The 26,513-nt window shown below is 39.8% G+C and carries 25 protein-coding genes and 2 pseudogenes; 7 read left to right on the top strand and 20 right to left on the bottom strand.

From position 1 onward, the window contains the following. From CBG25_RS01330 to yacG, 6 genes and pseudogenes are all read left to right on the top strand, one after another. On the top strand, positions 1–669 hold a 669-nt coding region (locus CBG25_RS01330), incomplete at its 5' end, for an IS5 family transposase (protein WP_290603968.1). Positions 670–807: 138 nt separating this feature from the next. Continuing rightward, positions 808–948: pseudogene (locus tag CBG25_RS01335) on the top strand (type II secretion system F family protein); the annotation flags it as partial. After that, on the top strand, positions 940–1,599 hold the full coding sequence (locus CBG25_RS01340) for a type II secretion system F family protein (protein WP_290604008.1): 660 nt from the start codon (positions 940–942) through the stop codon (positions 1,597–1,599). The pseudogene CBG25_RS01335 and the gene CBG25_RS01340, both read left to right, overlap by 9 nt. A 122-nt stretch (positions 1,600–1,721) precedes the next feature. Further along, complete coding sequence (gene coaE / locus CBG25_RS01345; RefSeq protein WP_290603970.1) at positions 1,722–2,345, top strand: dephospho-CoA kinase; 624 nt, start codon at positions 1,722–1,724, stop codon at positions 2,343–2,345. Then, positions 2,338–3,090, top strand: coding sequence for a cell division protein ZapD (zapD, locus tag CBG25_RS01350; RefSeq protein WP_290603972.1), 753 nt, complete (start codon positions 2,338–2,340; stop codon positions 3,088–3,090). The genes coaE and zapD overlap by 8 nt, the downstream gene beginning before the upstream one ends. Positions 3,091–3,098: 8 nt before the next feature. After that, positions 3,099–3,311, top strand: a complete 213-nt coding sequence (gene yacG, locus CBG25_RS01355) for a DNA gyrase inhibitor YacG (protein WP_290603974.1) — start codon at positions 3,099–3,101, stop codon at positions 3,309–3,311. A 105-nt stretch (positions 3,312–3,416) separates the two neighbouring features. On the opposite strand, the gene mutT is transcribed toward yacG, so the two are convergent. From mutT to secM, 3 genes are all read right to left on the bottom strand, one after another. After that, positions 3,417–3,818: an 8-oxo-dGTP diphosphatase MutT gene (gene mutT, locus CBG25_RS01360; protein WP_290603976.1), complete on the bottom strand. Its 402-nt coding sequence runs from the start codon at positions 3,816–3,818 to the stop codon at positions 3,417–3,419. A gap of 87 nt (positions 3,819–3,905) precedes the next feature. Further along, the gene (gene secA, locus CBG25_RS01365) at positions 3,906–6,617 is read right to left on the bottom strand and encodes a preprotein translocase subunit SecA (RefSeq protein WP_290603978.1); all 2,712 of its coding nucleotides are present in this window, start codon (positions 6,615–6,617) and stop codon (positions 3,906–3,908) included. Between the two features lie 134 nt (positions 6,618–6,751). Beyond that, complete coding sequence (gene secM / locus CBG25_RS01370; RefSeq protein ID WP_290603980.1) at positions 6,752–7,255, bottom strand: secA translation cis-regulator SecM; 504 nt, start codon at positions 7,253–7,255, stop codon at positions 6,752–6,754. Positions 7,256–7,289: 34 nt separating this feature from the next. Between secM and CBG25_RS01375 the strand changes: the two genes are divergently transcribed. Then, positions 7,290–7,808: a DciA family protein gene (locus CBG25_RS01375; RefSeq protein WP_032115244.1), complete on the top strand. Its 519-nt coding sequence runs from the start codon at positions 7,290–7,292 to the stop codon at positions 7,806–7,808. Between the two features lie 93 nt (positions 7,809–7,901). Here CBG25_RS01375 and lpxC read toward each other — a convergent pair whose 3' ends face one another. The 17 genes and pseudogenes from lpxC to CBG25_RS01460 form a co-directional block, all read right to left on the bottom strand. Beyond that, entirely contained in the window at positions 7,902–8,819 is a 918-nt protein-coding gene (gene lpxC, locus CBG25_RS01380; RefSeq protein WP_290603984.1) for a UDP-3-O-acyl-N-acetylglucosamine deacetylase, read from the bottom strand. A gap of 96 nt (positions 8,820–8,915) precedes the next feature. After that, positions 8,916–10,082: a cell division protein FtsZ gene (gene ftsZ / locus CBG25_RS01385; RefSeq protein ID WP_290603986.1), complete on the bottom strand. Its 1,167-nt coding sequence runs from the start codon at positions 10,080–10,082 to the stop codon at positions 8,916–8,918. Positions 10,083–10,136: 54 nt separating this feature from the next. Next, positions 10,137–11,393, bottom strand: coding sequence for a cell division protein FtsA (gene ftsA, locus CBG25_RS01390; RefSeq protein WP_290603988.1), 1,257 nt, complete (start codon positions 11,391–11,393; stop codon positions 10,137–10,139). Positions 11,394–11,442: 49 nt separating this feature from the next. Beyond that, a complete protein-coding gene (gene ftsQ, locus CBG25_RS01395; protein ID WP_290603989.1) occupies positions 11,443–12,240 on the bottom strand; it encodes a cell division protein FtsQ in 798 nt (265 codons plus the stop codon). 1 nt (position 12,241) lies between these two features. Then, complete coding sequence (locus tag CBG25_RS01400; RefSeq protein WP_290603990.1) at positions 12,242–13,162, bottom strand: D-alanine--D-alanine ligase; 921 nt, start codon at positions 13,160–13,162, stop codon at positions 12,242–12,244. Then, positions 13,155–14,663: a UDP-N-acetylmuramate--L-alanine ligase gene (gene murC / locus CBG25_RS01405; protein WP_290604010.1), complete on the bottom strand. Its 1,509-nt coding sequence runs from the start codon at positions 14,661–14,663 to the stop codon at positions 13,155–13,157. The genes CBG25_RS01400 and murC overlap by 8 nt, the downstream gene beginning before the upstream one ends. Before the next feature lie 28 nt (positions 14,664–14,691). Further along, the gene (gene murG, locus CBG25_RS01410) at positions 14,692–15,759 is read right to left on the bottom strand and encodes an undecaprenyldiphospho-muramoylpentapeptide beta-N-acetylglucosaminyltransferase (RefSeq protein ID WP_290603992.1); all 1,068 of its coding nucleotides are present in this window, start codon (positions 15,757–15,759) and stop codon (positions 14,692–14,694) included. Beyond that, positions 15,756–16,946, bottom strand: a complete 1,191-nt coding sequence (gene ftsW / locus CBG25_RS01415) for a cell division protein FtsW (protein ID WP_290603993.1) — start codon at positions 16,944–16,946, stop codon at positions 15,756–15,758. Before ftsW ends, murG begins: the two co-directional genes overlap by 4 nt. After that, on the bottom strand, positions 16,943–18,256 hold the full coding sequence (murD, locus tag CBG25_RS01420) for a UDP-N-acetylmuramoyl-L-alanine--D-glutamate ligase (protein ID WP_290603994.1): 1,314 nt from the start codon (positions 18,254–18,256) through the stop codon (positions 16,943–16,945). Before murD ends, ftsW begins: the two co-directional genes overlap by 4 nt. A gap of 2 nt (positions 18,257–18,258) precedes the next feature. Continuing rightward, positions 18,259–19,341, bottom strand: a complete 1,083-nt coding sequence (mraY, locus tag CBG25_RS01425) for a phospho-N-acetylmuramoyl-pentapeptide-transferase (RefSeq protein WP_290603996.1) — start codon at positions 19,339–19,341, stop codon at positions 18,259–18,261. Continuing rightward, positions 19,335–20,717, bottom strand: coding sequence for a UDP-N-acetylmuramoyl-tripeptide--D-alanyl-D-alanine ligase (gene murF, locus CBG25_RS01430; RefSeq protein WP_290603998.1), 1,383 nt, complete (start codon positions 20,715–20,717; stop codon positions 19,335–19,337). The genes mraY and murF overlap by 7 nt, the downstream gene beginning before the upstream one ends. Further along, complete coding sequence (murE, locus tag CBG25_RS01435; protein WP_290604000.1) at positions 20,714–22,201, bottom strand: UDP-N-acetylmuramoyl-L-alanyl-D-glutamate--2,6-diaminopimelate ligase; 1,488 nt, start codon at positions 22,199–22,201, stop codon at positions 20,714–20,716. Before murE ends, murF begins: the two co-directional genes overlap by 4 nt. Next, on the bottom strand, positions 22,188–23,957 hold the full coding sequence (ftsI, locus tag CBG25_RS01440) for a peptidoglycan glycosyltransferase FtsI (RefSeq protein WP_290604002.1): 1,770 nt from the start codon (positions 23,955–23,957) through the stop codon (positions 22,188–22,190). The genes murE and ftsI overlap by 14 nt, the downstream gene beginning before the upstream one ends. A 22-nt stretch (positions 23,958–23,979) precedes the next feature. After that, positions 23,980–24,297 (bottom strand): cell division protein FtsL, encoded by a 318-nt coding sequence (gene ftsL, locus CBG25_RS01445; RefSeq protein WP_290604004.1) that lies wholly within the window; start codon positions 24,295–24,297, stop codon positions 23,980–23,982. Between the two features lie 2 nt (positions 24,298–24,299). Continuing rightward, positions 24,300–25,253 carry a 16S rRNA (cytosine(1402)-N(4))-methyltransferase RsmH gene (gene rsmH / locus CBG25_RS01450; protein WP_290604006.1) on the bottom strand — a complete coding sequence of 318 codons (954 nt, stop codon included), beginning with the start codon at positions 25,251–25,253 and terminating at the stop codon, positions 24,300–24,302. A gap of 1 nt (position 25,254) precedes the next feature. Then, complete coding sequence (gene mraZ, locus CBG25_RS01455; RefSeq protein WP_032115232.1) at positions 25,255–25,713, bottom strand: division/cell wall cluster transcriptional repressor MraZ; 459 nt, start codon at positions 25,711–25,713, stop codon at positions 25,255–25,257. A 568-nt stretch (positions 25,714–26,281) separates the two neighbouring features. Then, positions 26,282–26,513 (bottom strand): annotated as a pseudogene (locus CBG25_RS01460) (group II intron reverse transcriptase/maturase); the annotation flags it as partial.

The following is a 26,513-nucleotide window of genomic DNA, read 5'->3' on the forward strand; positions in this document are numbered from 1 at the left end:
AAAGCCATTTTCGATGGTGTAACCTCTCAACTTCTGAAGAAAGGCTTTATAGCTCGGGGCGGCCAAATCATCGATGCAACCTTGGTACCGGCTCCCAAGCAGTCGTTCACGAAGGACGAAAAGGAACAACTCAAGCAGGAAGCGATGCCTGCTCATTGGAAACCAACCAAGCGGCGACAAAAAGATTTAGACGCCACGTGGACTAAAAAACACGGTAAGAGTCATTATGGCTATAAGCTTTCGGTAAACATGGATAAGAAGTACAAATTCATCAGAAAAATCGTCACCGATACGGCCAGCACCCACGACAGTCAGCATTTCGAAAGGGTCATTGACAAGGCCAACACCAATCGCAATATCTACGCCGACCGAGGCTATCCCTCTGCGGAGCGGGAAGCTTGGCTGAAGGCAAACGGCTATAGGAGCCAGATTCAGCGTAAAGGCCATCGAAACAAACCGTTGTCCAAGACTCAGCAAGGGCGAAACCACAGGATTGCAAAGACTAGGGCACGGGTTGAACATGCATTTGCGGCGATGGAACAAATGGGTAGAAAACTGATCCGCACCATTGGACAGGTGCGCGCTAATTTTGCCATGACGATGATGGCAGCATGTTACAACCTAAAGCGGTTGGCGTACTTCCAGAGCGCGTGCATCGTGGCTTTCTGACGCCCAGAATGGGTTAAATGGCCCTAGCCAGGGCAATGTGCGATAGAATCAGTAACGTGATAATCAAAAAAATCTAATTATTTAGAATGAAAGCCAAGGGTTAATTGAAAATCTTGAGTTTTTCGAGGTGCCCAAACCAATAGCCTGGAAAAAAATTGCCAACTTATTTACCAACAACTTCAACAACAACAAATATTAAAACAAAAAATAGCTAAAGCACTACAGTATCCATGCATTATTTTAATTATCGCTTCAGTCGTGGTTTCGCTAATGTTATTTTTCGTTTTACCTGAATTTAAAGCAATATATCAAACATTTGATGCTCAACTTCCAATAGCGACTAGGTTGCTTATTACCATTTCTGATAAAATTGCTGACAATGCTCTGTATATCGTTGTTACCTTAGCTTGCATTTGTTTAGGATATTTTACATATAGAAAACATACACCAAATTTAATTAAACAAGAACAAAAGGTTATCTTACATTTGCCATTACTCAATAAGCTTATTGGTTGGCAACAACTTTACTATTTTTTTCAAACACTACATATTACCCAAAAATCAGGATTAACATTATTAGAAGGATTCGAATATGTATTAAAAACACTAAAACATCCCGTTTATCATGATGCCATCCATTCTATATATCAAAAAATTCAACGAGGTATTTCTTTTAGTGACAGTATAAAAAGAGAAAAACTATTCCCATATCTATGCTTGCAATTTATTACAGCCGGAGAATTATCTGGTAATTTAGTATTATTTTTAGAAAAACTAGCTAATTGGTATCAAGATAACCTAATAAACCATGTTAATAAAAAGATAAAATTAATTGAACCAATGCTAATACTATTACTCGCAGTTGTAATTACTGGATTATTATTCACTATGTATTTGCCGATTTTTAATTTAGGTAATATTATTTCTTAAGTAATCAATGTAACAATAAAATAAAAAATATTATTATGTTAAAACCCGTTATAATAAACATAAAAAAATTATCAGACCTTTGCCTGGAGTTTACCATTTAAATTTATTGAAAGAGAGGATGCATGAGCTATATTGTTGCTCTCACAGGCGGGATAGGAAGCGGCAAAAGTACCGTTTCAGATAAATTTGCATCCTTAGGAGTACCAATTGTTGATGCAGACATCATTTCAAGACAAATAGTTATGCCTAATACTTATGCTTTTAACATGATAAAACAACATTTTGGTTCAACTATTCTCAATAACGATGGCGCTTTAAATCGCGCCAAGTTAAGAAAAAAAATATTTAGCGATCCAAGAGAAAAAGATTGGTTAAATAATTTGCTTCATCCATTAATACATCAAGAAACCCAACGCCAGCTAACTTTACTTAATTCCCCTTATGTAGTTTGGGTTGTCCCGTTATTAATTGAAAATAATCTAGAGCACCTTGCCAACCGCGTGCTAGTCATTGACGTAACACCTGAAGAACAAATAGCTCGTATAATGAAACGTGATAGAATTAGCCAACAAGAAGCAAAAAATATTTTATCTAACCAAGTTAGCCGAACAAGGCGTTTAGAAAAAGCTGATGATATAATTAATAATCACGATAATAACTTAACACTTGATGAAACTTTAGCGAAATTACATCAGAAATATTTGCAATTAGCTATGAATGCTTCTCAGGAAACACACAATGAGTAATACTATTTCTACCATTATTTATGAACATCCATTAAATGAGAAAATGCGCTCTTGGCTGCGCATGGAATGTTTGCTTCAGCAACTCATTGACTTGAAAAACATCAACTCATTAGCTAGTGGATTAGCTTTTTTTCGTGCCGTTTCTGAATTAATCGAAGTATTAGATCGCAGCGATATACGTGCAGACATTATTAAAGAATTAAATAAACAAAAAAACAAACTTAATCAATGGTGCAGTGATCCCCATGCAGATAAAACTCTGATTAAAAATCTTCTAAAAGAACTGCAAGAAAATCTCACTTCATTAAGAGAAGCACCACGCATTGGTCAACACTTACGGCAAGATAAAGTTATTAGTATTGCTCGCCAGCGGTTAAGTATACCCGGAGGTTGTTGTAGTTTTGATTTACCAGCCTTACATTTATGGTTAAATACGCCTAAAAAAGAGATAGAAACTAGAATTAACTTTTGGATTGACGGCATCCTTCCGTTACGTTCCGCTTTAAATATGCTATTAAATTTGATCCGCAAGTCCAATACATTCACCAGTCAAAAAAGTTATAATGGCTTCTATCAAGGTAGTGTAGAAAATGCGGATCTGATCCGAATAAAGTTACCGATAAATCTATCTCTATATCCTCAGATTTCTGGACATAAAACACGTTTTGCTATCCGATTCTTACATGAAGACAGTGAAAATGGTATTGTACCTGATGAATTACCATTTAAATTAGCCTGTTGTTAGGAGTCATTATGCCAGATGAGCTCACGGTAAAATGTCCGACTTGCCATAAAATTGTTATTTGGCAAGAGAGTAGCCCTTATCGCCCTTTTTGTAGCAAACGATGTCGATTAATCGATCTTGGTGAATGGGCTGGTGAGGAAAAAAGGATCTCAAGTCAACGAAATATTTCCGAAATAGATGATTGGAGTGAAATATCCGATGATCATGACATTAAAAAATAATATTAAAGTCAAAAATGCTATAAATTTCACCTTTACCATTATATAACTCTTAGGTAAGATAATTTCAAAACTTAGTTATATTAACTTATCTGTGGGATAGGCAACTCAAATCAAGTTATTGATTAGCATATCAACAATTACTCGGTTGGCAGGTGGAAATTCTTCGGCTACCAGTGATTTTTGCAAAAGCCAACGTGAAGATTGACCTTCTTTTCCATAAGGCTGGCAATCCCACTGCTCTACCAGAAAAAAATGTAATGTTATTCTACGATCAGGAAATTCATGTTCAACAATCTGCAACAATTGACTGTTAATAACTTCTATTCCAATTTCTTCTTTAAGTTCACGCAACAACGCTTCTACTGGTGTTTCGCCTATTTCTAATTTACCACCAGGAAATTCCCAAAAACCGCCCATATGTGAATTAGCTGCCCGTTGGGTAATAAAAATTTCTTGTTTCGTATTTCTAATAATACCAACAGCAATATGTAATTGTTTTTTTTCCATAAAAATAATTTAATTACTTTTGAAGTTTACAGTAAAAGAGCGGACATATTCTCCGCTCCTGTTTTTAATTGTTTTAGCAACTGAGCTTTAACCTAAGCTACCATGACAACGCTTATATTTTTTACCTGAGCCACATGGACAAGGCTCATTACGACCAATTTTATGGCCTTGGGCCGCCATTTGAGCTTCTGTTTTTGACATCAATGCTTCATTTTCAATTTCATGGCTCAGGTGCTGCTTTTTCATAAGACGTTCTGCCTCTTCACGTCTTTGCTGATCAAGTATAGCTACTTCCTCTGGTAATCGAACTTCTACTTTGCTTAATGTGCTAATTACTTCATATTTCAAAGTTTCTAGCATATTGGCAAACATACCAAATGACTCGCGCTTATATTCCTGTTTTGGATCTCTTTGTGCGTAGCCTCGTAAATGAATACCCTGGCGCAAATAATCCATTGCAGCCAAATGCTCTTTCCATAATGTATCAAGAGTTTGTAACATGATGCCCTTCTCAAAATTACGCATCATCTCACTACCTACAATTGTCTCTTTTTCTTTATAAGCTGCAACCGTTTTTTCTAGAATACGTTCACGCAAAGTTTCTTCATGTAATTCGGGTTCTTTATCCAACCATTCTTGAACAGGTAATTCTAAACTAAAATCGTTGCTTAATCGCTTTTGTAAACCATCAATATCCCACATTTCTTCCAAAGATTGGGGAGGGATATAAGCATCAATAGTTACGGTTATAACATCTTCACCAATACTGTCAATCGTTTCACTAACATCACCACCATCTAATAAATCATTGCGCTGTGAATAGATAGCTCGACGCTGATCGTTAGCAACATCATCATATTCTAAAAGTTGTTTTCGAATATCAAAGTTACAGCTTTCAACCTTACGTTGTGCATTAGCAATTGCTTTCGTTACCCAAGGATGTTCAATCGCTTCACCAGATTTCATACCCAATTTACGCATCATTCCTGCCACTCGCTCAGAGGCAAAGATACGCATCAAAGAATCTTCCATTGAAAGATAAAAACGGGATGAACCCGGATCACCTTGGCGTCCAGAACGCCCACGTAATTGGTTATCAATACGACGGGATTCATGGCGTTCTGTACCAATGATATGTAAACCACCAGCAGCAATTACCGCTTCATGCCGCTCTTGCCATGCTGTCTTTATTTTATCAATTTGCTCCTGACTAGCGTCCTCTAGTTTATTGATTTCTGCTTGCCAGATGCCTCCTAATACAATATCTGTACCTCGCCCCGCCATATTAGTTGCAATAGTCACTGAACCTGCCTGCCCGGCTTCAGCAATAATATCTGCTTCCATTGCATGGAACTTAGCATTTAAAACATTGTGCGCAATTTTAGCTCTAGTTAGTTCCTGAGAAATTAGTTCTGATTTTTCGATTGAAATAGTACCTACTAATACCGGTTGGCCTCGGCTAATACATTCACGAATATCATCAATAATGGCAGCAAATTTGTCCGCTTCAGTCATATAAACTAAATCAGGTAAATCATTACGGATCATCGGACGATTAGTTGGAATAACAATTGTGTCCAATTTATAGATAGATCTAAATTCGAAAGCTTCTGTATCAGCAGTACCGGTCATACCGGCGAGTTTTTCGTATAGCCGAAAATAATTTTGGAAGGTAATTGATGCCAATGTTTGATTCTCATTTTGAATTTCAACACCTTCTTTTGCCTCTACGGCTTGATGCAATCCATCTGACCAACGGCGTCCTTCCATTGTCCGTCCAGTATGCTCATCAACAATAATAATCTGACCGTCTTTGACAATATAATCTACGTCTCGACTGAAAAGTGCATGAGCACGTAGGGCAGCCATGACATGGTGCATAAGCATAATATTAGCCGGAGAATATAATGACTCACCCTCTTCCATTAAATTCGCTTTTGCTAATAATTGCTCAATTAATTCTAATCCACGTTCTGTCAATGTAACTTGACGTGATTTTTCATCAACAAAAAAATGACCTTCTCCTTGAAAAGTATCTGAATCTTCTTTTTCTTGCTGCTTAAGATTAGGGATTAGTTTATCCACTTTTTTGTATAGATCTGAACTATCTTCTGCCGGTCCTGAAATAATCAATGGGGTACGAGCTTCATCAATTAAAATAGAATCAACCTCATCGACTAATGCATAATGGAGTTTACGCTGCACACGCTCTTCCGGACTAAAAGCCATGTTGTCACGTAGATAATCAAAACCATATTCATTATTAGTCCCATAGGTAATATCCGCGGCATAGGCTTCACGCTTCAATGTAGCAGGCATACCGGGTAAATTAATACCGACTGTCATACCAAGAAATTCAAACAATAGCCGATTATTTTCTGCATCACGCTTAGCTAAATAGTCGTTTACAGTAACAATATGGACACCCTTACCCGTTAAAGCATTTAAATATGCAGGTAATGTAGATGTTAATGTCTTTCCTTCACCAGTACGCATCTCTGCAATACAGCGCTCATTAAGTACCATCCCCCCTAGCAACTGAACATCAAAATGCCGCATATTAAATACCCGTTTACTGGCTTCGCGAACGGTGGCAAACGCCTCTGGGATTAAATCATCTAATGTTGAACCTGATTTAAGGCGCTGGCGAAATTCATCAGTCTTGGCTTTAAGTTCTTGGTCGGAAAATTTTTCAAATTCAGGCTCTAACTGATTAATAATATCAACAAATTTACCTAAACGACGTAAAGTACGATCATTACGACTACCAAAAATTTTTGTTAGTAACTTAGTTAACATAAATATTTTTTCTCAATTAAGGCAGTGTTCTTGTTAGAATCCACCTATATTATCTATTTTCAACCGATATAATTAATATATTCAGTTGAACAATGGTTGCTATAAGAATCAACGAAAAGTCTATGAAATTTGTGTTAAGGCCCAGCTCGAATACCCTGACCCCAAGCAACCCATAGCGCAGTTTGGTAGGTAATGTGGTAAGAAGATTGTGTTAATGAATAGCTGAAATTTTGCTCATTAGGATGAAAAACACTCAAATTAATCATAGAGTAAAGAGTGTCAAGCATATTATAAAGCGAAATTGGTTTGTTGTGTGCACTTAAGTTGGCGTCCAGCTGCTTTTGTGTCTCTTGGGCTGAAAAAACAAAAGTCAGCTGACGGATCATATTACGTAAAGCATGCTGATGCCAATAATTTGCGCCACAATTATAAAAAATACGATATTTACTGGCGGCTATTAGATGATCTAATGCTAAATTTTGCTGATAATGTGGTAATAACTGGCTAGTATGTGACATATTTTCAGTCACTTTTGCCAAAGTTGTAGGTATACCAATACTAGCCGTTACAATACCTAATAGCAGGTGCGGCCAAAAATATCGTTTACCAAAATGTCGACAAAGATCTAATATATTCATTAAATATCATATAATATAAGAGTTGGAGTAAAAAATGCGCGATAGTTATCCCCAATCTTTAAATATTTTGTTAAAAGAGAGCAACCTTGAGTCCAATACCTTACAAACGATTCAACAGCGCGCGCAGGCATTAATTAAACTCAATAATACTGTTATCAGCCTACTTCCTATCGAGTTAAAGGCTTGGTGTCGAGTCGCTAATTATCGTCAACATATTCTTATTCTAGAAGTTACAAATGCTAGCCGGAAAGTGCGACTAAACTATGAACTTCCTACGCTACTCTCAACATTACGTAACACTATTTTACCATCTTTATCTTCAATCAACATAATGATTAATCCATCATTATCATCTAAAAATTCAAAAAATTGCTTATCATTTCAGCAAATAGCTATAAAACCATCAAAACAGATAATAAGCCAGCTAAGCAAAGAAAGTGCAAAGACAATTCGTAACCTAGCAAAAAGAAGTCCAAAAAAACTAAAGGAAAAATTAGAGCGGCTAGCTGCATTGGCCGGAGAGAATACCAAAGCAACTAGCAATAAGGATTAGTGTTGAGTATAAAGCATCAACGAAAGTAACGTAAGAGAGAGAATAATCCACTGATGTACCATAGTTAGAATATCCTGCTTAAAATAATATATCTCAGATTATTATTGTCGAAGGTGTTTTAAATGGGACTGGCATTTCAGATTCATCTTCGAACGTCACCATATCCCAAGCAGATTCCGCCGCTAAAACAGCCTGCAATAATTTGTTATTCAATGCATGGCCTGATTTATACGCGGTAAAAGCACCAATGATATTATGACCACACATAAATAAATCACCAATAGCATCTAGCGTTTTATGACGCACAAATTCATCTTCAAAACGCAAGCCATCTTCATTTAATACGCGATAATCATCAACAACAATCGCACAATCAAAGCTACCGCCCAAACATAACCCTTTAGATTGTAAATACTCAATATCATGCATGAAGCCAAACGTACGCGCACGACTAATATCTCTAACAAAAGATTTTGCCGAAAAATCTAGTTTATAACGTTGAGTACTACTATTAATAGCAGGATGATTGAAATCGATAGTGAAATCTAAGCTAAATCCGTTATAAGGTGCTAGCTCAGCCCATTTATCACCATCTGTAACTCGAACACTCTCTTTAATACGAAGAAATTTCTTGGCGCTGTTTAAATTTTCAATGCCTGCATCTAACAATAGAAATACAAAAGGCGCAGCACTTCCATCCATTATTGGAATTTCTGGTGCATCTACCTCAATGATAATATTGTCAATTCCTAGCCCTGCCAATGCAGCATTCAGATGTTCTACCGTTGAAATACGTACATCATCTTCATTGACCAAGCAGGTACATAGCATGGTATCACGTACCGATTTTGCCTCAGCCGGGAAATCAACCGGTGGATTTAAATCTGTACGGCGGTAGATGACCCCGGTATTGGCCGGTGCTGGACGCAATGCTAAAGTGACTTTCTTGCCAGTATGTAAACCGACGCCCGTCGCTTGAACAATACGTTTTAGTGTCCTTTGTTTGATCATCATTTTCTCTCACATCGTTAACAGTCTTGCTAATCCTCACTCCAGGACTAGCAAGATATTTTAGCACAAAAAGCAGAGAAACCAATCAATTGTTAACTAATCAGCCTGTTTTCTTAAAAAAGCTGGAATATCAAGATAGTCCGGCTCTTTATTTGATTGCATATTTTGCTCATTCACCACTTTAGCAGCAGATTTTTCCTCTGTTAACGGCGTCATAGCCGGCATTGAGCCTTGCATCTGCTGATAACGCTGTTCTAGCGATGATTTTTTGGCTGTTTTGTTAGTAACCAATGTGATTTCTGGTCGCTTATCCATACCAATTCCTGTAGCAACCACGGTCACCCGTAACTCATCATTCATTTCAGGATCCAGTGAAGTACCGATAACAACTGTTGCATTATCAGAGGCAAATGCACGAATGGTATTACCCACTGTTTCAAATTCATCAAGCCGTAAATCAAAACCTGCGGTAATATTAACTAATACACCACGAGCGCCCGATAAATCGATATCTTCCAACAAGGGGCTGGAAATTGCCATTTCTGCCGCTTCTTCAGCTCGATCTTCACCTCGTGCTACGCCTGATCCCATCATAGCATAACCCATTTCAGACATGACGGTACGAACATCTGCAAAATCGACATTCATTAAACCTGGACGAGTAATAAGCTCAGCAATGCCTTGAACCGCTCCTTTCAACACATCATTGGCGGCACCGAATGCATCTAGCAAAGAAATACCGCGTCCAAGCACTTTTAATAATTTATCATTCGGAATGGTAATCAAGGAATCAACATGCTTAGACAGTTCTGAGATCCCTGTTTCAGCAAATGCCATGCGTTTTTTACCTTCAAAGTTGAAAGGTTTGGTCACAACCGCTACCGTCAGTATACCAAGCTCTTTAGCAACTTCGGCTACAACAGGGGCTGCGCCGGTGCCCGTACCACCACCCATACCAGCAGCAATAAAGACCATATCTGCCCCATCAAGCGCATTGCGCAAGGCTTCACGATCTTCTTCAGCGGCATTACGACCAACTTCAGGATTCGCTCCTGCTCCCAAGCCTTTAGTAATACCATTGCCGATCTGAATAGTTTGTCCTACTGCTGTTTTACGTAATGCCTGAGCATCTGTATTAACAGCAAAGAATTCAACACCTTCGATGCGTTCACGCACCATGTGTTCAACGGCATTGCCACCGCCACCGCCAACGCCGATGACTTTAATCACCGCGTCATTGGTTAATTCCATTGGTTCAAACATAATCTCTCTCCGTTTTGTGCCTTATATAGAAGCGAAGATTTGCTTCTTACAAAATTAAAATTCTTTTCTCAGCCAACTAGTGATTTTATGAAACCAACTACTCACTGATGTACGCTTATCCATTTCGGCTTCATTCCCAAGATGAGACTGTTTGCCGTAATGCAGGAGCCCGACAGCTGTGGAGTAATAAGGCTCCTGTGCATAGTCCGTTAAACCAGTTATATTTAATGGCTTACCGATGCGTACCTGAGTATGGAATACTCTTTGGGCACATTCGACTAGACCATCAATTTGAGCACCGCCTCCTGTTAAGACAATACCCGCTGCCAGATGATGTTTAACACCTTGCTGGCGTAATTGTTCTTGCAATTTTAAAATCTCGTCATTTACTAAGTTTAGCAACTCTGTGTAACGTGGCTCGATAACTTCAGCTAATGTTTGACGTTGTAAACTTCTTGGCGGCCGTCCACCTACACTTGGTACCTCAACATTCTCGTCTTTACTAACAATAGTACCTAATGCGCATCCATGGCGAACTTTTATTGTTTCCGCATCACTAGGGGGAGTACCAAATGCATAAGCAATATCACTTGTCACGACATTACCAGCATAGGGTATAACCTTGGTATGGCGCAGTGCACCGCCAGTATAAACGGCTATGTCCATAGTTCCTCCGCCAATATCGACGACACATACCCCCAATTCACGTTCATCTTCCGTTAAAACGGAATAACTTGACGCTAAACCGGCAAAAATTAATTGATCTACTTTTAAACCACAACGTTCAACTGCTTTGACAATATTTTTGGCCATATCATTATGGCAAGTAATTAGATGTACCTTAGCTTGCATACGTACACCTGAAAGTCCTACTGGATTTTTAATTCCTTCTTGATAATCAATCGCATATTCTTGTGGTATAACGTGTAAAATTCTATGCTCATCACGGACCCGGACAGATTTAGCAGTATGAACTACGCTATCTACATCATCTTGAGTAACTTCATCCTCAGAAATAGGCACCATACCTATTTCATTTTGGCAACTAACGTGCTTGCCAGAAAGCGCCAGATAAACCGATGATATTTGGCAATCCGCCATCAATTCTGCTTGATCAATAGCTCGCTGCACACATTTAACGACTGATTCCAAATCATTCACACCGCCTTTATCCATCCCTCGAGATGGACAATTGCCGACACCAATAATATTTACCATCCCATCAGGCAGAATTTCACCAACCAGCGCAGAAACCTTGGAAGTTCCAATTTCAAGACCAACTACTAATTTTCTGTCCGTCGTTTTAATCATCGTTAATTTGCCTGTATCTGATCAATCAGCAGTCTCAAACTATTTCAATTCAGTGTGTAACAGGTTCGGCTAAAAGTGGTAACCAACCTACCGCAGCACCGCTACCATATCGCAAATCTATATATCCAATACGTTTATCTGTCACTTGTTTTAATAGTGGATAAAGCTCAACAAAACGGTTTAATCTTTCTTTAATATCCTGTTTACCGATATTTAATCGAATATCATTCGCTAAAACTAATTGCCAAGCGCGTCGTCCAGTCATTGATACTGACCTAATGCTAAAATTATGTGGCGCTAGTTGCTGTTGCATAACACGATACATCTCTAATACTTCTTGCTGGCTGCCTTGTGGACCATATAGCATTAGGAAATTACCTTTAACATTTAATAACGCTGGTAAGCTAAAAACAGAGCCTTCTGCATTAATAAAAAAGGTATCATTCCATTTGGCATAAGGCTTATATTCCACTAAATGAATTTTTAGTTCATCCGGCCATTGTTTACGTACCGTAACTTGCTTTATCCATGGCATGGTTTTTATTTGATTCTGGATCGCATTCACATCAATAGTCATAAATGTACCCGGCATACCTAGTGCCAATATTGCTTTTCTAACATTATCATCACGGGTGTAAAGGCGTTCTCCAGTGATCACCAGCTTGGAAATAGGCAATCGATTAACGTCTTTCATCCAATTTAATACCATCCACCCACTCCATATAATAGTACCCAATACTATCAAGAAGAAGATAATGCCTGCCAAATAAGAACCATTACTTCGGCCGCCATCGTTGTGACGCTCTTTAGGCTCTTTATTATGAACGTTCAATGATGCCTGCGGCATATTACTTAGCCAATTCCAAAATCTTTTTAACTAACTGTGAAAAACTCATTCCTGCTTGTTTAGCAGCCATTGGGACTAAACTATGACCGGTCATTCCCGGTGAGGTATTAATTTCTAATAAATAAAAAATACCATTGTTATCCCTCATGACATCAACGCGTCCCCAACCAGTACAACCAACTGCCTTATAAGCCGCTAACGCTAATTCATTCAATTGTTGTTCTTCTTCAGTTTTCAACCCGCTAGGACAAAAATATTGTGTTTCATTAGAGAGATATTTAGCATCATAATCATAAAAAACGCCTACCGGTTGAATACGAATCGAAGGCAGTACCTGCTCCCCTACAATTGCCACGGTATATTCAGGCCCATTTAGCCATTTTTCAATCAGCACATCTTTGTCATAACGAAAAGCAAACTCGAGCGCTATTCTTAGTTCAGGCAAAGTGGTTACTTTACTCATACCAACGCTTGAACCTTCAAGACTTGGCTTCACAATAAGTGGTAAGCCGAAATGATAAACAGACTCAAAAAGCATTTCATCTGACATCATTGCTAACTGTTGTTTCTCCAGTGCTATATAGGGTGCAATCGGTAAACCTATCCCCGTCCATAACTGTTTAGTACGTAGCTTGTCCATCGAAAGTGATGAAGCTAAAACACCACTACCGGTATAGGGTAAACCTAAAAATTCTAAAACCCCTTGCACCGTGCCATCTTCACCACCGCGTCCATGCAAAGCAATAAAAACTCTATTATAACCAGCTTCTTTTAATTTGATGACAGCAAAATCTTTAATATCAACTGGATAGGCATCTATTCCAGCATCGCGCAAGCCATTTACTACCGCCTCACCAGATTGCAGTGACACCTCTCTTTCGGCTGAATTTCCGCCTAAAAGCACGGCAACTTTATCAGCCATGATCCTTTCCCTCATTTGTTAGCATTKGCCGTAAATCTGTGTCAGCCAAATTACGTGCTATCTTGCCGATATTACCAGCTCCCTGTATAAGTATCAGGTCGTTATCTTCGATAATTTGTGCTAATGTTTCGCTAATTTGCTCATGTTCAGCGACAAAAATAGGATCCAATTTGCCTCGATTGCGAATTGTCCGACATAATGAGCGACTATCTGCACCAGGAATAGGCTCTTCTCCTGCCGGATAGACATCTAGCATTATCAATACATCAACCTGCTCTAAAATATTGGCAAAATCATCATATAAATCACGCGTGCGAGTATATCTGTGAGGCTGAAAAACCATCACGATACGTTTATCTGGCCATCCTTCTTTTGCTGCTTTAATAGTAGCATTAACTTCTGTTGGATGGTGACCATAATCATCCACCAGCATAACGCTACCTTTTTTGCCATTAACTTCAGCTAAAGGGAAATTACCTAAGAAATCAAAACGTCGACCCGTGCCTTGAAATTTTTCTAGCGCAGTCAAGATAGCACTATCATCAATTCCTTCTTCCGTCGCTACTGCAATAGCCGCAGTTGCATTTAATGCATTATGACGCCCTGGTGCATTCAAAATAAACGCTAAATCAGTTCGGTTTTCTCGCGCTACAGTAAAGAAACCTTGATTACCTCGCTGTTTATAGGATTTAATACGCACATCTGCGTCATCACTAAAACCATAAGTGGTAATATAACGACCTATTTGCGATAGCAGCGAGCGCACCACTGGATCATCGATACATAATACTGCTCGACCATAAAATGGCAGATTATGTAAGAAACTAATGAAAGTCTGTTTTAATTTCTCAAAATCACCATCATAAGTCTCCATGTGATCTGCTTCTATATTTGTTATAACAGCAACTAGTGGTTGTAAATGTAAGAAAGAAGCGTCACTCTCATCGGCTTCTGCAATTAAATAGCGGCTAGTCCCTAGACGTGCATGAACTCCTGCTGCTTTCACTAATCCGCCATTGATAAAAGTTGGATCTAACCCTGCTTGCGCATAGATGCTGGCAATCATTGCGGTAGTCGTTGTTTTGCCATGGGTTCCTGCGATAGCAATTCCATGACGAAAACGCATTAATTCAGCCAACATTTCAGCGCGTCGAATGACCGGAATACGAGCTTCGCGTGCTGCAATAATTTCTGGATTATCGGCAGCGATTGCCGTAGATACGACAACAACGCAAGCATTTGCAACATTCTCTGGTCTGTGATTAAAATAAATTTTTGCGCCAAGCTCTATTAATTGCTCAGTAACCGTATTAGGTAACAAATCAGAACCACTAATTTCATAACCTTCGTTAGCCAACACTTCAGCAATACCGGCCATGCCAGCACCGCCAATGCCAACAAAATGGATATGCCTAACCCGATGCATTTCAGGCACTGTTGCTCTTAATTTGGCTAATTGTTGTGTATTCACTTTACTCTCTTCACTATTTCTATCGCTGATTTCAACATTCTGCAATGTAAAATCGGTTTCATTTAGCAACTTCAATTAAGGTTACCGCCACACGTTTAGTTGCGTCAGTAATCGATGTCGCTCGTGCTTTTTTTGCCATATCTAATAACTGCGGACGTGACCATTGATTTAATAGATTCACCAACGCATCCGTTGAAAATTGGGGTTGCTCAACAATTTTCGCTGCTCCAGCCTTCTCTAACGGTAACGCATTCGAGTACTGTTGCCGATCTTTATGCTGAAAAGGAACAAAAATTGCTGGTAAGCCGGCAACAGCAACTTCACTTACCGTTAAAGCACCTGCTCGACAGATGATGACATCAGCCCAAGCATAAGCCTCAGCCATATCATCAATAAATTCAGTTACTTTATAATTATCTGATTTCCCACATAACTTTTTATATAAAGTTTCCGTCATTTGCTGAGCACCTTTGCCCGCTTGATGCCAAATAGTCACTTTTCCATCTAGTTGAGCGGCTACTTCGGGTAATGTTTTGTTTAAAATTCTTGCCCCTTGACTACCCCCTATCACTAAAATTCGAATAGCGCCATCACGATCAATTAAACGTTCTTCAGGTTCAGGTAAGGCTAATACCGTCTCACGAACTGGGTTTCCGACTACCGTAGCATTAGGGAATGCGCTTGGAAATGCTTGTAAAACACGCTTAGCAATTTTAGCTAACCACCGATTGGTTAAACCTGCTACCCCATTTTGCTCATGCAGTACAATTGGAATATTAGATAACCAGGCAGCAATACCGCCTGGGCCAGAAACATATCCTCCCATGCCTAATACGACATCAGGTTGATAACGCTGCATAATCACTTTTGCCTGCTTTATTGCTTTAATAATTTTAAACGGAGCTACCAGCAATGCTTTGATACCTTTACCACGTAAACCAGAAATGTTTATAAATTCAATCTCAATGCCATGCTTAGGAACTAAATCTGCCTCCATCCGGTCAGCAGTTCCTAACCAACGAACATCCCAACCTTGTAGCTTTAAATAATTAGCCACTGCCAGTCCGGGAAAAACATGTCCTCCAGTACCGCCTGCCATCACCAGGAGGCGTTTTGGTTGGCTCATTTCGTTCTCCTTACAAATGCTTGTGCTCTCTTAAGGCGTGTTTCAAAATCGATACGTAACAAGATAGCAATGGCAATAAACATAATTAATAAGCTAGAGCCGCCATAGCTAATTAACGGTAGTGTCAATCCTTTAGTTGGTAACATTCCGGCTGCAGCGCCAACATTAACCAACGCTTGGAAAGTGAACCAGATACCGATTGAACAGGCTAGATAACCAGAAAAATGTTGCTTTGCATCTAATGCCCGTTTGCCAATCATCATGCTGCGAAAAGCAACGAAAAATAACATTAAAAGCACTAACACAACACCGATATAACCAAGTTCTTCCGCTAATACTGAGAAAATAAAATCAGTATGTGCTTCAGGCAAATATTCTAATTTTTGGATAGAATTACCTAAACCTTGGCCCCATAATTCACCACGCCCAAACGCCATCAAAGATTGTGTTAATTGATAGCCACTGCCAAAAGGATCCGCCCATGGATTGAGAAAAGAGGTTATTCGACGCAAACGATAAGGCTCAAAATAGATCAAGCCAATAACACCTACCGCACAAATAACAATACCGATAATAAACGGTGCTAATCTAGCACCTGCAAGGAATAGCAGTGCTAAAGTTGTCACAACCAGCACAATTACTGTACCTAAATCAGGTTGTAATAGCAGTAAAATAGCCATTAATATTAAAATGCACATCGGTTTGATAAAGCCCAAAAACCGCGTTCGCACCTCATCGGTTTTTCTGACTAAATAACTGGATACATAGCAAAACAAGGCTAATTTTGCGATCTCAGCTGGCTGTATACGGATAATACCGGTATTAATCCAACGAGAAGCTCCATTAACTGAGCTTCCGGCAACCAATACCACTAATAACAGTATTAGGGAGGTTATCAATAATAAAAAATTATATTTTTCCCACCACACCATTGGAATATTTAAGACTAATAAAGCTAAACCAAATGATAAAATAAGATAGATAACATCGCGTTTAGCAAAGAAAAAAGGATCTTGCGTTAAACGCTGCCCAACTGGCATCGATGCTGATGTCACCATAATAAAACCAATTATAGCCAGACCTAATGTCAGCCAAACCAAGGTACGATCATAAAGGAGCGTATCCAGAACATCGTTATCCGGCTCACCGTTAGCCCAATTTGTTAGTCGTTTGAAGTTAAATATCATTCTTGACCTAACTCCTTTGCTAATTGGCTAAATCTATCACCCCGTTGTTCAAAGTTACGAAATTGGTCGAAGCTAGCACAAGCAGGTGAAAGAAGTACCATATCACTAGCTTTCAATTCTGGTGCGATGGCGCGCAGACATTGCCCCATTGTATCTAGTAACAAACTATTCGGTTTTAATTGTGCCAATTGATAACCATCACGGCCAAAACAACATAATTTAATGTTTTTTGCTGAGATATAGGGTTTTAATGGTGAAAAATCTGCTGACTTTCCCTCCCCACCCAATAATAAATAAAGCGTTCCAGCTACTTGTAAACCTTTTAAAGCGGCTTCTGTGCTGCCAACATTCGTTGCTTTAGAATCATTAACCCATTGAATACCTTGATGCTGATGAACTAATTGGCAACGATGAGGCAAGCCTGCATATTGAGTTAATGCCGTTAAACTTGCTTTCCTTGGAATCTTCACCGTATCCGCTAAAGCCAGCGCAGCCGCGCCATTAAGATAGTTATGCTGCCCAACTAACCGTATTTCAGCGGTATCAATAATCGGTTGCCCTTTTATTTGTAGTTCTTGGCAACGTGTATTTAATTGATAATCCCCGCTATTAATGCCAAAACTGATACAACGTGCATCACGGCCCAATAGTGGCCAAGTTTGTGGTTCTTGTTCATTAATAATACAAACTTTAGCGCCATCATAAATTCGTAACTTAGCCGCGCGGTACTGTTCAACACCTGTCGGATACCGATCCATATGATCTTCTGTCACATTTAATATGGTTGCTACCGCAGCCTTTAAACTTGATGTTGTTTCAAGCTGAAAACTAGAAAGCTCTAATACATACAAATCATAATCTTTTGCTAATAATGTCAGCACTGGCGTTCCAATATTGCCACCAACTGCCACTTGCCAATTAGCTGCTTTTGCCATTTCACCAACTAATGCTGTAACCGTACTCTTACCATTAGAACCGGTGATAGCAACTATCGGTTTATCTATTTCACGACAAAAAAGTTCAATATCACCAATAATTTCAATACCTTTATCTGCGGCTTTTTTTAATTCTGGAGTAGCAAGCGAAATACCGGGGCTTGCAACGATCAAATCAGCCGCCATCAACCATTCACTATTCCAACTACCACAGTGGCAGGCGACTTCCGCCGGCAATTTATCCTTACCTGGCGGTGTTATTCTGGTATCAATTACGCGTGGCACAACCTGGCGAGAGAGAAAAAAGTCGATACAAGATAGACCTGTCTGGCCTAATCCGATGATGGCAACTTTTTTGCCCTGATAATTAGCCATTATTAACGTACCTTTAATGTTACCAATCCAATCAATACCAGCATTAATGAGATGATCCAAAAACGCACAATGACTCGAGGTTCAGGCCATCCTTTTAATTCGTAATGATGGTGGATCGGCGCCATCCGAAAAATGCGTTGACCACGCAGTTTAAATGATCCAACTTGTAAAATTACCGATAAGGTTTCAACAACAAACACACCACCCATAATCAATAATAAAAATTCTTGCCGTAATAAAACCGCAATTGTTCCCAATGCACCGCCTAATGCCAATGAGCCAACATCGCCCATGAAAACTTGCGCAGGATAGGTGTTAAACCATAAAAATCCCAAACCGGCACCAACAATTGCCGTACAAACCACGACTAATTCACCTGCGTGGCTGATATAAGGAATTTTTAAATAGTTGGCAAAATTGAAATTACCCGTTGCCCAAGCCACTAATGCAAAACCTGCCGAAATAAAAACGGTTGGCATAATCGCTAAACCGTCTAGTCCATCAGTCAAATTAACTGCATTACTTGTGCCAACAATGACAAAATAAGTCAGTAAAATATAAAACAGACCAAGTTGTGGCATGACATCTTTAAAAAATGGTACAACCAATTGAGTGACTGCCGTATCTTTACCTGTGCTATATAGAGCAAATGCTACTCCCAAAGCCAATACGGATTGCCAGAAATATTTCCACCGAGCAATCAATCCTCTAGAGTTTTTACGTACCACTTTACGATAATCATCAATAAAGCCAATAACACCATATCCCAATAAAACGGCTAATACGCACCAAACATATGGATTATTTAACCGCGCCCATAGCATGACTGAAATCACAATAGAAGATAAAATCAACACACCGCCCATGGTAGGTGTGCCACGTTTGCTAAAATGCGATTCGGGACCTTCATCACGCACAATCTGACCTATTTGTAATTTTTGCAAATAAGAAATCAAATGGGGCCCCATCCATAGCGCAATCACCAAAGCCGTTAACAAACTGGTAATAGCCCGAAATGTCAAATAGGAGAAAAGATTAAAGCCAGAAAAATATTTAACTAAATATTCGGCTAACCAGACTAACATAAAAAGCACTCCTGTAAGGCGTGTACAACTTCTTCCATTGCTGTACTGCGCGAACCTTTAACTAAAACTGATACGGTTTCGTGTTCTTTTATTAATGGGATCAGTTTTGCAATTAACTCTTTTTTAGAAGCAAAATGCTCACCGCAACCACTCTGTTGACTAATAACGACACTTTGTTGACCAATACTTAACACTCGGTCAAGCTTCATTTGCTGAGTCGCCAAGCCGACTGCTTGATGCCATTTTTCGGTCTGATCGCCTAATTCACCCATATCACCGACCACCAAAATACGGTATCCAGGCATTTGAGATAAAACATCAGCAGCAGCAATCATAGAACCGGTATTGGCATTGTAGGTGTCATCTAAAATAAGTTTACCGGGCGCTAAATGAATTGGGTATAAACGACCTGATACCGGCTGAATAGCTGCCAATCCAAGCCTTATTTGCTCAAGCGTCGCACCAACAGACATAGCTAAAGCACTAGCCGCTAATGCATTAGCAACATTATGTTTACCGGCTAAGGGTAATAATATTGAGACAATACCGATTGGTGTATGCAACTCAAATTCGCTACCTATTGATTTCGTGGTAATATTTTCCGCATAAAAATCAGCCTGTTGCTGTTTCTCTATAGAAAAACGCCAAATGGTTTGTTGTTGTTTAAAATAAGATTGCCAATTTTTCCAATCATGGCTAGCCAAATTAATAACTGCCGTTCCTGTTTCCGCTAATCCCTGAAAAATCTCGCCCTTTGCCTTAGCAACACCCGCTAATGAACCAAAACCTTCAAGATGAGCAGCAAATAAATTATTAACCAATACACTATCCGGTCTAACCATATTAGTGGTATAGGCAATTTCACCGATATGATTGGCTCCCATTTCAATCACTGCATACTGGTGATCTGCCGTCAATCGAAATAACGTTAAAGGCACACCAATATCATTATTGAAATTACCTGCAGTAAAAAGTGTTGTACCACATTGTGATAGAATGGCGGCCACCATCTCTTTAACCGAAGTTTTGCCAGATGAGCCCGTTAGCCCTATAACCTTAGCTTTGCTTTGTGATCGAACCCAAGCAGCTAAATTCCCCATAGCTAAACGTGTATCTTTAACAATAACTTGTGGGCAGTGAATAGTTAACGGCTGCTCAACTAATAATGCCGTAGCACCAGCTGCAATAGCCTCTTTAGCAAAATGGTGACCATCAAAATGTTCACCCTTTAAAGCAATAAATAAACCATTAATGGGTTGCTGGCGGCTATTGGTTGTTACCGCATCCAGCCATAAACTCGCTGCCTGCTGATCATTTATTTGCTGTAAAGCACCTTGTGTTACAGTAGCCAATTGCTTCAATGAAATAGGGATCATGCCATCACCCCCAATAACCGGGCTACCGTCAAGCGATCGGAATAATCGAGCCGACGATCACCAATAATTTGATAATCTTCATGACCTTTACCGGCAATTAATATGACATCATCAGTATTGGCCTGCATAATCGCACTAGTGACCGCTTCCACTCGCCCGACAATCGGTATTGCCCGACCAGCATCAAGAAAACCGCTTAAAATATCATCGATTATGGCTTTAGGCTCTTCACTACGTGGATTATCATCGGTTACTACCACAATATCAGCATACTGTTCAGCCACACTGCCCATTAATGCACGTTTACCCTTGTCTCTATCACCACCACAACCAAATACACACCAAAGTTTGCCACGACAATGGAGACGGAGTGCAATTAATGCTTTTTCGAGTGCATCCGGAGTATGAGCATAATCGACAACAACCGTTGGCCGTCCTGGTGAGGTGAAAACTTCCATTCGTCCACAGACCGGTTGTATGGCATGTGATGATTTTATCACCGTATCAAATGGGTAACCGATCATTAAAAGTGTCGCCATGGCTAACATGACATTATTAACATTAAAAGCCCCCATTAGTGGGCTTTCTAGCGAACTTTTTCCCCAAGTCGAATTAAAATGAATCGTCGCCCCACGATCATGATAATCAACTTGCTCCACTAGCACCCAAGCACCCTGCCAATCGTTAGGTATGCGATCCTCCATCGAAACTGCACATGCTTGTGGTAATCTTGCAAGCCACTGCAAACCGGTATCATCATCTACATTGATAATCTGTTTATCAGATTTATGGCTTGAAAATAATAACCATTTTGCCGCTGCATAATTTTGCATATCACCATGATAATCAAGGTGATCACGACTTAAATTAGTAAACACAGCAGCGGTAAAAGGAATAGCAGCAACCCGACCTTGCACTAAGCCATGGGAGGAAACTTCCATCGCCACTAAGGTTGCCTGCTTGTCAACCAACAACTGCAATTCAGCCTGAACATCAACCGCCGAGCCGGTGGTATTTTCACTAGGTACAATTTGTCCTAATATTCCGTTACCCACCGTGCCCATTATGGCACTGACTTCGCCCAGCCCTTTAGCCCACTGAGCAATTAGCTGAGTAGTGGTTGTTTTACCATTTGTTCCTGTTACACCGATTAATCGCAATTTTGCAGCTGGATGTTGATAAAATTCTCCCGCTAACATTGATAATTGATTATTCAGATCATTAATATAAATGACAGGGACGCCATGCATATATCGAATCGTTCCAGCTTCTGTCTCGCCTTGTGCTTCAGCAATAATTGCAGCGACACCTTGCGCTATCGCTTGAGAAATATATTGTCGTCCATCTGTTTGATGGCCCTTAATTGCTAAAAATAGGTCTCCTGCAGCTACCTTACGGCTATCAAGCGTCATTTCTCGTAACACCTTATCTGGCGCGTTAACACCCAGTGGTGCAAGTAAATCGCGTAGATTACGATCTGCCACCTGTATCCTCTTTTATCTTGTTAATTACTAATTCATTATCATCTGAGGTCAATGCATCAGGCTCTATATTCATTAAACGTAAAACGCCGCCCATAATGGCTCCAAATACGGGCGCAGAAACAGCACCACCGTAATATTTCCCCGCAGTAGGCTCATTGATAATCACAACCAGGGCATAACGAGGGTTACTTGCCGGTGCTACTCCAGCCGTATAAGCAATATATTGATTAATATAATGGCCATCATTACCAACTTTTTTTGCTGTACCTGTCTTAATTGCTATTCGATAACCCTTCACTGCGGCTCGAACACCACCGCCACCAGGCAATGCAACACTTTCCATCATGCGAACCACCGTCCGCATAATCGCCTCAGGGAAAATACGAGCTCCAGATACCGGAGGATCAACTTTTGTAATTGATAGCGGGCGATAAATACCAAAACTACCAATTGTTGCATAAACTCTCGCTAACTGTAATGGTGTTACCATTAGCCCATAACCAAAAGAAAAGGTGGCCCTTTCAAATTCAGACCACCGCATTTTTTTATTAGGAAAGATGCCACTACTTTCTCCAATTAACCCTAAATTTGTTGGTTTACCCAAACCGAAACGAGCATAAACGTCTACCAGTTCATCGGCAGGCATCGCTAACGCTAACTTTGAAACACCAACATTACTTGATTTTTGTAAAATACCGGTAATCGATAACTCACTATACCTTGCTACATCTTTAATTTCATGACCACTAATTATATAGGGTTGAGTATTTAACACACTATTGGCTTTGACAATTCCATTATTCAATGCACTAACAATTACCATCGGTTTAACTGTTGATCCAGGTTCAAATACATCGGTGATCGCGCGGTTACGCATCACTTGAGTTGGAGTACCAGCAAGATTATTCGGGTTATAGGAGGGGCTGTTAGCCATCGCCAATACTTCACCCGTCTGAACATCGACTAAAATAGCAGTACCCGACTCGGCTTTATTCTCCATTACACTGCGTGTTAATTCACGATAAACCAATGACTGTATGCATTCGTCAATACTTAATACCAAGTCGTCGGCAACCTGACTATCAATGGAAGAAACATCTTCGATAACTCGCCCATAACGATCTTTACGCACTATCCTTTCGCCTGGAGCCCCCGTTAAAAGATAGTTAAAGCTTTTTTCAATTCCTTCAATTCCCTGTCCATCAATATCTGTTACCCCAATTAAATGCGCGGCTACTGGACCAGATGGATAATAGCGACGAGACTCTTTGCGCAAATAAATACCGGCTATTTTTAATTTGCTAATATATTCACCAACAGATGGATTCACTTGGCGCGCTAGATAGGCAAACCGACTGTTAGGGTTAAGACTAATTTTATGGTTCACTTGCTCGAGCGGAAGCCTTAGCTCATCCGCTAATGCTTGCCAACGTTCATCATTGGTTAATCCACCATTTTCGTAAATTATTTTCGGATCAGCCCAAATAGCATAAACCGGAACACTTACTGCTAGCTGACGCCCCTCACGATCACTTATCATGCCCCGTGCAGCCGTCACTTTCTGAACGCGAAGCGAACGCATATCACCTTCTTTAACAAGCTCTTCCGGGTTAATAACTTGTAGATAAGTAACACGAATAATGAGACCAATTAATGCCAATCCTATGCCCGCACACAATAGCAAGAAACGCCAGCTGACATAGCTAACTTTTTCTTCGTACCGCCTTCTATACTTCACTGAGCGCGCAGGCTTCATGTTGTTTACCTATTGGCTAAAACTATTTTGCAATCACAATATGTTCTTGTGTCGGATCTACATGGACCATTTGTAGCTTTTCAACCGAAAGGCGTTCAACTCGACTATGATTTCCTAATGAGTTCTCTTCCAAAATCAAATTGCGCCATTCTATATCTAAAGATTCTTTTTCTTCTGTTATCAAATCCTTTTGTGCTGTTAATAATCGTGTTTGATGACTGACTGTGACAATTGAAATCGCTGATATGATAATCACTATCAATAGAATCAACGGGACAGCTCCGTGCCGAAAAATATCGTAACCAATGATCCTAATTAAGCTATATTTTTCCGCAGTCATTATCATTCCAACATTTCAGCAAAACGTACAACTGAGCTTCTTGCTCTTGGATTTTCGATAACTTCTCTTGCTGTCGGTTTCATTTTGCCTAACACTTTCAATATCGGGCTACCAATTGCTTTTAATTGCACATCGGTTAATGGTAATCCGACCGGGACTTTTGGTCCTCTGCTATGCTCGCGGATAAAACGCTTAACCAATCTATCTTCCAATGAATGAAAACTAATAATCGACAACCGTCCCTGCGGTGCCAATACCTTCAATGAACCCTCTAATGCTTTTGCTATTTCTTCCAATTCACTATTGATATAAATACGAATTGCCTGGAACGATCGCGTTGCTGGATGCTTATGTTTCTCTTTAAACGGACTAACTTGTGCTATCAATTCTGCAAGTTGTTTTGTCCGTGTTAATGGCTCTTCCGCTGAATGATGGTTACGAGCCACAATCGCTTTTGCAATTCTTTTTGCAAATCGTTCTTCACCATAAGTTTTCAATACCCAGGCTATATCCGATTCTTCCGCCTTCATCAGCCATTCAGCGGCAGATTGACCTGTCGTCGGATCCATTCGCATATCTAATGGTCCATCACGCATAAAAGAAAAGCCCCGCTCTGGATCATCTAATTGCGGTGATGAAACACCTAAATCAAGCAGTACGCCATCAATCTTGCCAACTAATTCCTCTTCTGTAATAAATGTCTGTAACTGAGAAAAAGAACCATGTTTAATTAAAAATCTGTCATCAGTGATCATTTTTTCAGCGGCTGCCACTGCATGCGGATCTCTATCTATCGCGATCAGGCGCCCTTCACTGCCTAACTGGGAGAGAATTAATTGCGAGTGCCCTCCCCGGCCAAAAGTACCGTCAACATAAATGCCATTTGCTTTTATATTCAATCCATTGACTGCTTCATCAAGAAGCACACTGATGTGTTTAAACCGACTGTCTGCCATATTAAAGAGATAGATCCTGTAACCGTGTTGATAATGGTTCATTTGTGCTGTGTTGAGCCTCAATATCCGTTTGTACTTGCTGATACCAAGTCTGCTCATCCCATAACTCAAATTTATTAATTTGACCAACCAGCATAACTGCCTTTTTGAGCCCGGCATGTTGCCGCAAAGTATTGGCGAGCAAAAGACGACCTGCACTATCCATCTGACATTCACTGGCATGCCCAAGTAATAAACGCTGAACACGACGTTCAGCCGGATTCATAGTAGAAAGTTGTGATAGTTTTTTTTCAATAATTTCCCATTCAGGTAATGTATAAAGTAATAGGCATGGCTGATGAAGGTCGATAGTAAAAACCATCTGCCCTTCAGACTCCTCGTTCAGCATACCGCGATAACGCGTAGGCACGGTTAATCGCCCTTTGCTGTCGAGATTGACGAGTGTTGCGCCACGAAACATATCTCTTCAACCCTTATATTACAAAAATCACCACATTACACCACAATTTCCCACTTACTATAGAGTTTACGAAGGGTATGAAAATCTTGTCAAGCAACAGCATGATGCTTTAGTTTTATTTACAGAATAATGTTGGAAGATGATTGGGTGGGTTTTCTGACGAGTAAAAAATTAAAAACAATTAACATTATGATAAAATTAATTTTTATACTTATATTCACTGCCGAAACTTATTTATTTCGCAAAAATGAAATAAAAACTAAAATACACAACCAATGCTTCATTTTAAATCAACCTTCAGATAACACTTTATCCATACAAATAACAATTAATCAAACTTCCCAAAAATTATTTGTCGTAAAATTTTAAAAATTATATTATTTATCAGTATATTGCACATACTGATAAATATACAGTAATTTTTTATATCGCTTATCGTACAAAGTCTATACTTTGAATAGGTCGGGTAGCAAGAGCGTATTTCTGCGCTCCCGCCCCCTAAGAACGCAGCGTGCAACTTTCACTGCACTGCGCTCAAGCCTCTCAAAGCCTCCATTACGTCAGCCGGTCAGTACCTAAATTTATGGAAGTGACGTTTTGCAAAATACTCATCCCATTCAGGGTCAAATGGATTAGCTTTCTGCTGAATTCTGATATGCCGACGGATCTTTACATCGCTGGCATTGACCAGTTTTATCAATCCGGTTGCGGCATTCTCATCACATGCAGCAAATACCCAATGGCGATGACCTACCTGTTTAAAGTATTTGTCCTTAATCCATTGCACACGTTTTTTGGGA

Origin of the sequence: Arsenophonus sp. ENCA (genome assembly GCF_002287155.1) — a bacterium.
Taxonomy (GTDB): Bacteria; Pseudomonadota; Gammaproteobacteria; order Enterobacterales; family Enterobacteriaceae; genus Arsenophonus; species Arsenophonus nilaparvatae.

Coding starts and splice junctions, on each gene's coding strand:
- CBG25_RS01340 (WP_290604008.1), top strand. CDS start 940: ATGTTATTTTTCGTTTTACCTGAATTTAAAGCAATATATCAAACATTT.
- coaE (WP_290603970.1), top strand. CDS start 1,722: ATGAGCTATATTGTTGCTCTCACAGGCGGGATAGGAAGCGGCAAAAGT.
- zapD (WP_290603972.1), top strand. CDS start 2,338: ATGAGTAATACTATTTCTACCATTATTTATGAACATCCATTAAATGAG.
- yacG (WP_290603974.1), top strand. CDS start 3,099: ATGCCAGATGAGCTCACGGTAAAATGTCCGACTTGCCATAAAATTGTT.
- mutT (WP_290603976.1), bottom strand. CDS start 3,818: ATGGAAAAAAAACAATTACATATTGCTGTTGGTATTATTAGAAATACG.
- secA (WP_290603978.1), bottom strand. CDS start 6,617: ATGTTAACTAAGTTACTAACAAAAATTTTTGGTAGTCGTAATGATCGT.
- secM (WP_290603980.1), bottom strand. CDS start 7,255: ATGAATATATTAGATCTTTGTCGACATTTTGGTAAACGATATTTTTGG.
- CBG25_RS01375 (WP_032115244.1), top strand. CDS start 7,290: ATGCGCGATAGTTATCCCCAATCTTTAAATATTTTGTTAAAAGAGAGC.
- lpxC (WP_290603984.1), bottom strand. CDS start 8,819: ATGATCAAACAAAGGACACTAAAACGTATTGTTCAAGCGACGGGCGTC.
- ftsZ (WP_290603986.1), bottom strand. CDS start 10,082: ATGTTTGAACCAATGGAATTAACCAATGACGCGGTGATTAAAGTCATC.
- ftsA (WP_290603988.1), bottom strand. CDS start 11,393: ATGATTAAAACGACGGACAGAAAATTAGTAGTTGGTCTTGAAATTGGA.
- ftsQ (WP_290603989.1), bottom strand. CDS start 12,240: ATGCCGCAGGCATCATTGAACGTTCATAATAAAGAGCCTAAAGAGCGT.
- CBG25_RS01400 (WP_290603990.1), bottom strand. CDS start 13,162: ATGGCTGATAAAGTTGCCGTGCTTTTAGGCGGAAATTCAGCCGAAAGA.
- murG (WP_290603992.1), bottom strand. CDS start 15,759: ATGAGCCAACCAAAACGCCTCCTGGTGATGGCAGGCGGTACTGGAGGA.
- ftsW (WP_290603993.1), bottom strand. CDS start 16,946: ATGATATTTAACTTCAAACGACTAACAAATTGGGCTAACGGTGAGCCG.
- murD (WP_290603994.1), bottom strand. CDS start 18,256: ATGGCTAATTATCAGGGCAAAAAAGTTGCCATCATCGGATTAGGCCAG.
- mraY (WP_290603996.1), bottom strand. CDS start 19,341: ATGTTAGTCTGGTTAGCCGAATATTTAGTTAAATATTTTTCTGGCTTT.
- murF (WP_290603998.1), bottom strand. CDS start 20,717: ATGATCCCTATTTCATTGAAGCAATTGGCTACTGTAACACAAGGTGCT.
- ftsI (WP_290604002.1), bottom strand. CDS start 23,957: ATGAAGCCTGCGCGCTCAGTGAAGTATAGAAGGCGGTACGAAGAAAAA.
- ftsL (WP_290604004.1), bottom strand. CDS start 24,297: ATGACTGCGGAAAAATATAGCTTAATTAGGATCATTGGTTACGATATT.
- rsmH (WP_290604006.1), bottom strand. CDS start 25,253: ATGGCAGACAGTCGGTTTAAACACATCAGTGTGCTTCTTGATGAAGCA.
- mraZ (WP_032115232.1), bottom strand. CDS start 25,713: ATGTTTCGTGGCGCAACACTCGTCAATCTCGACAGCAAAGGGCGATTA.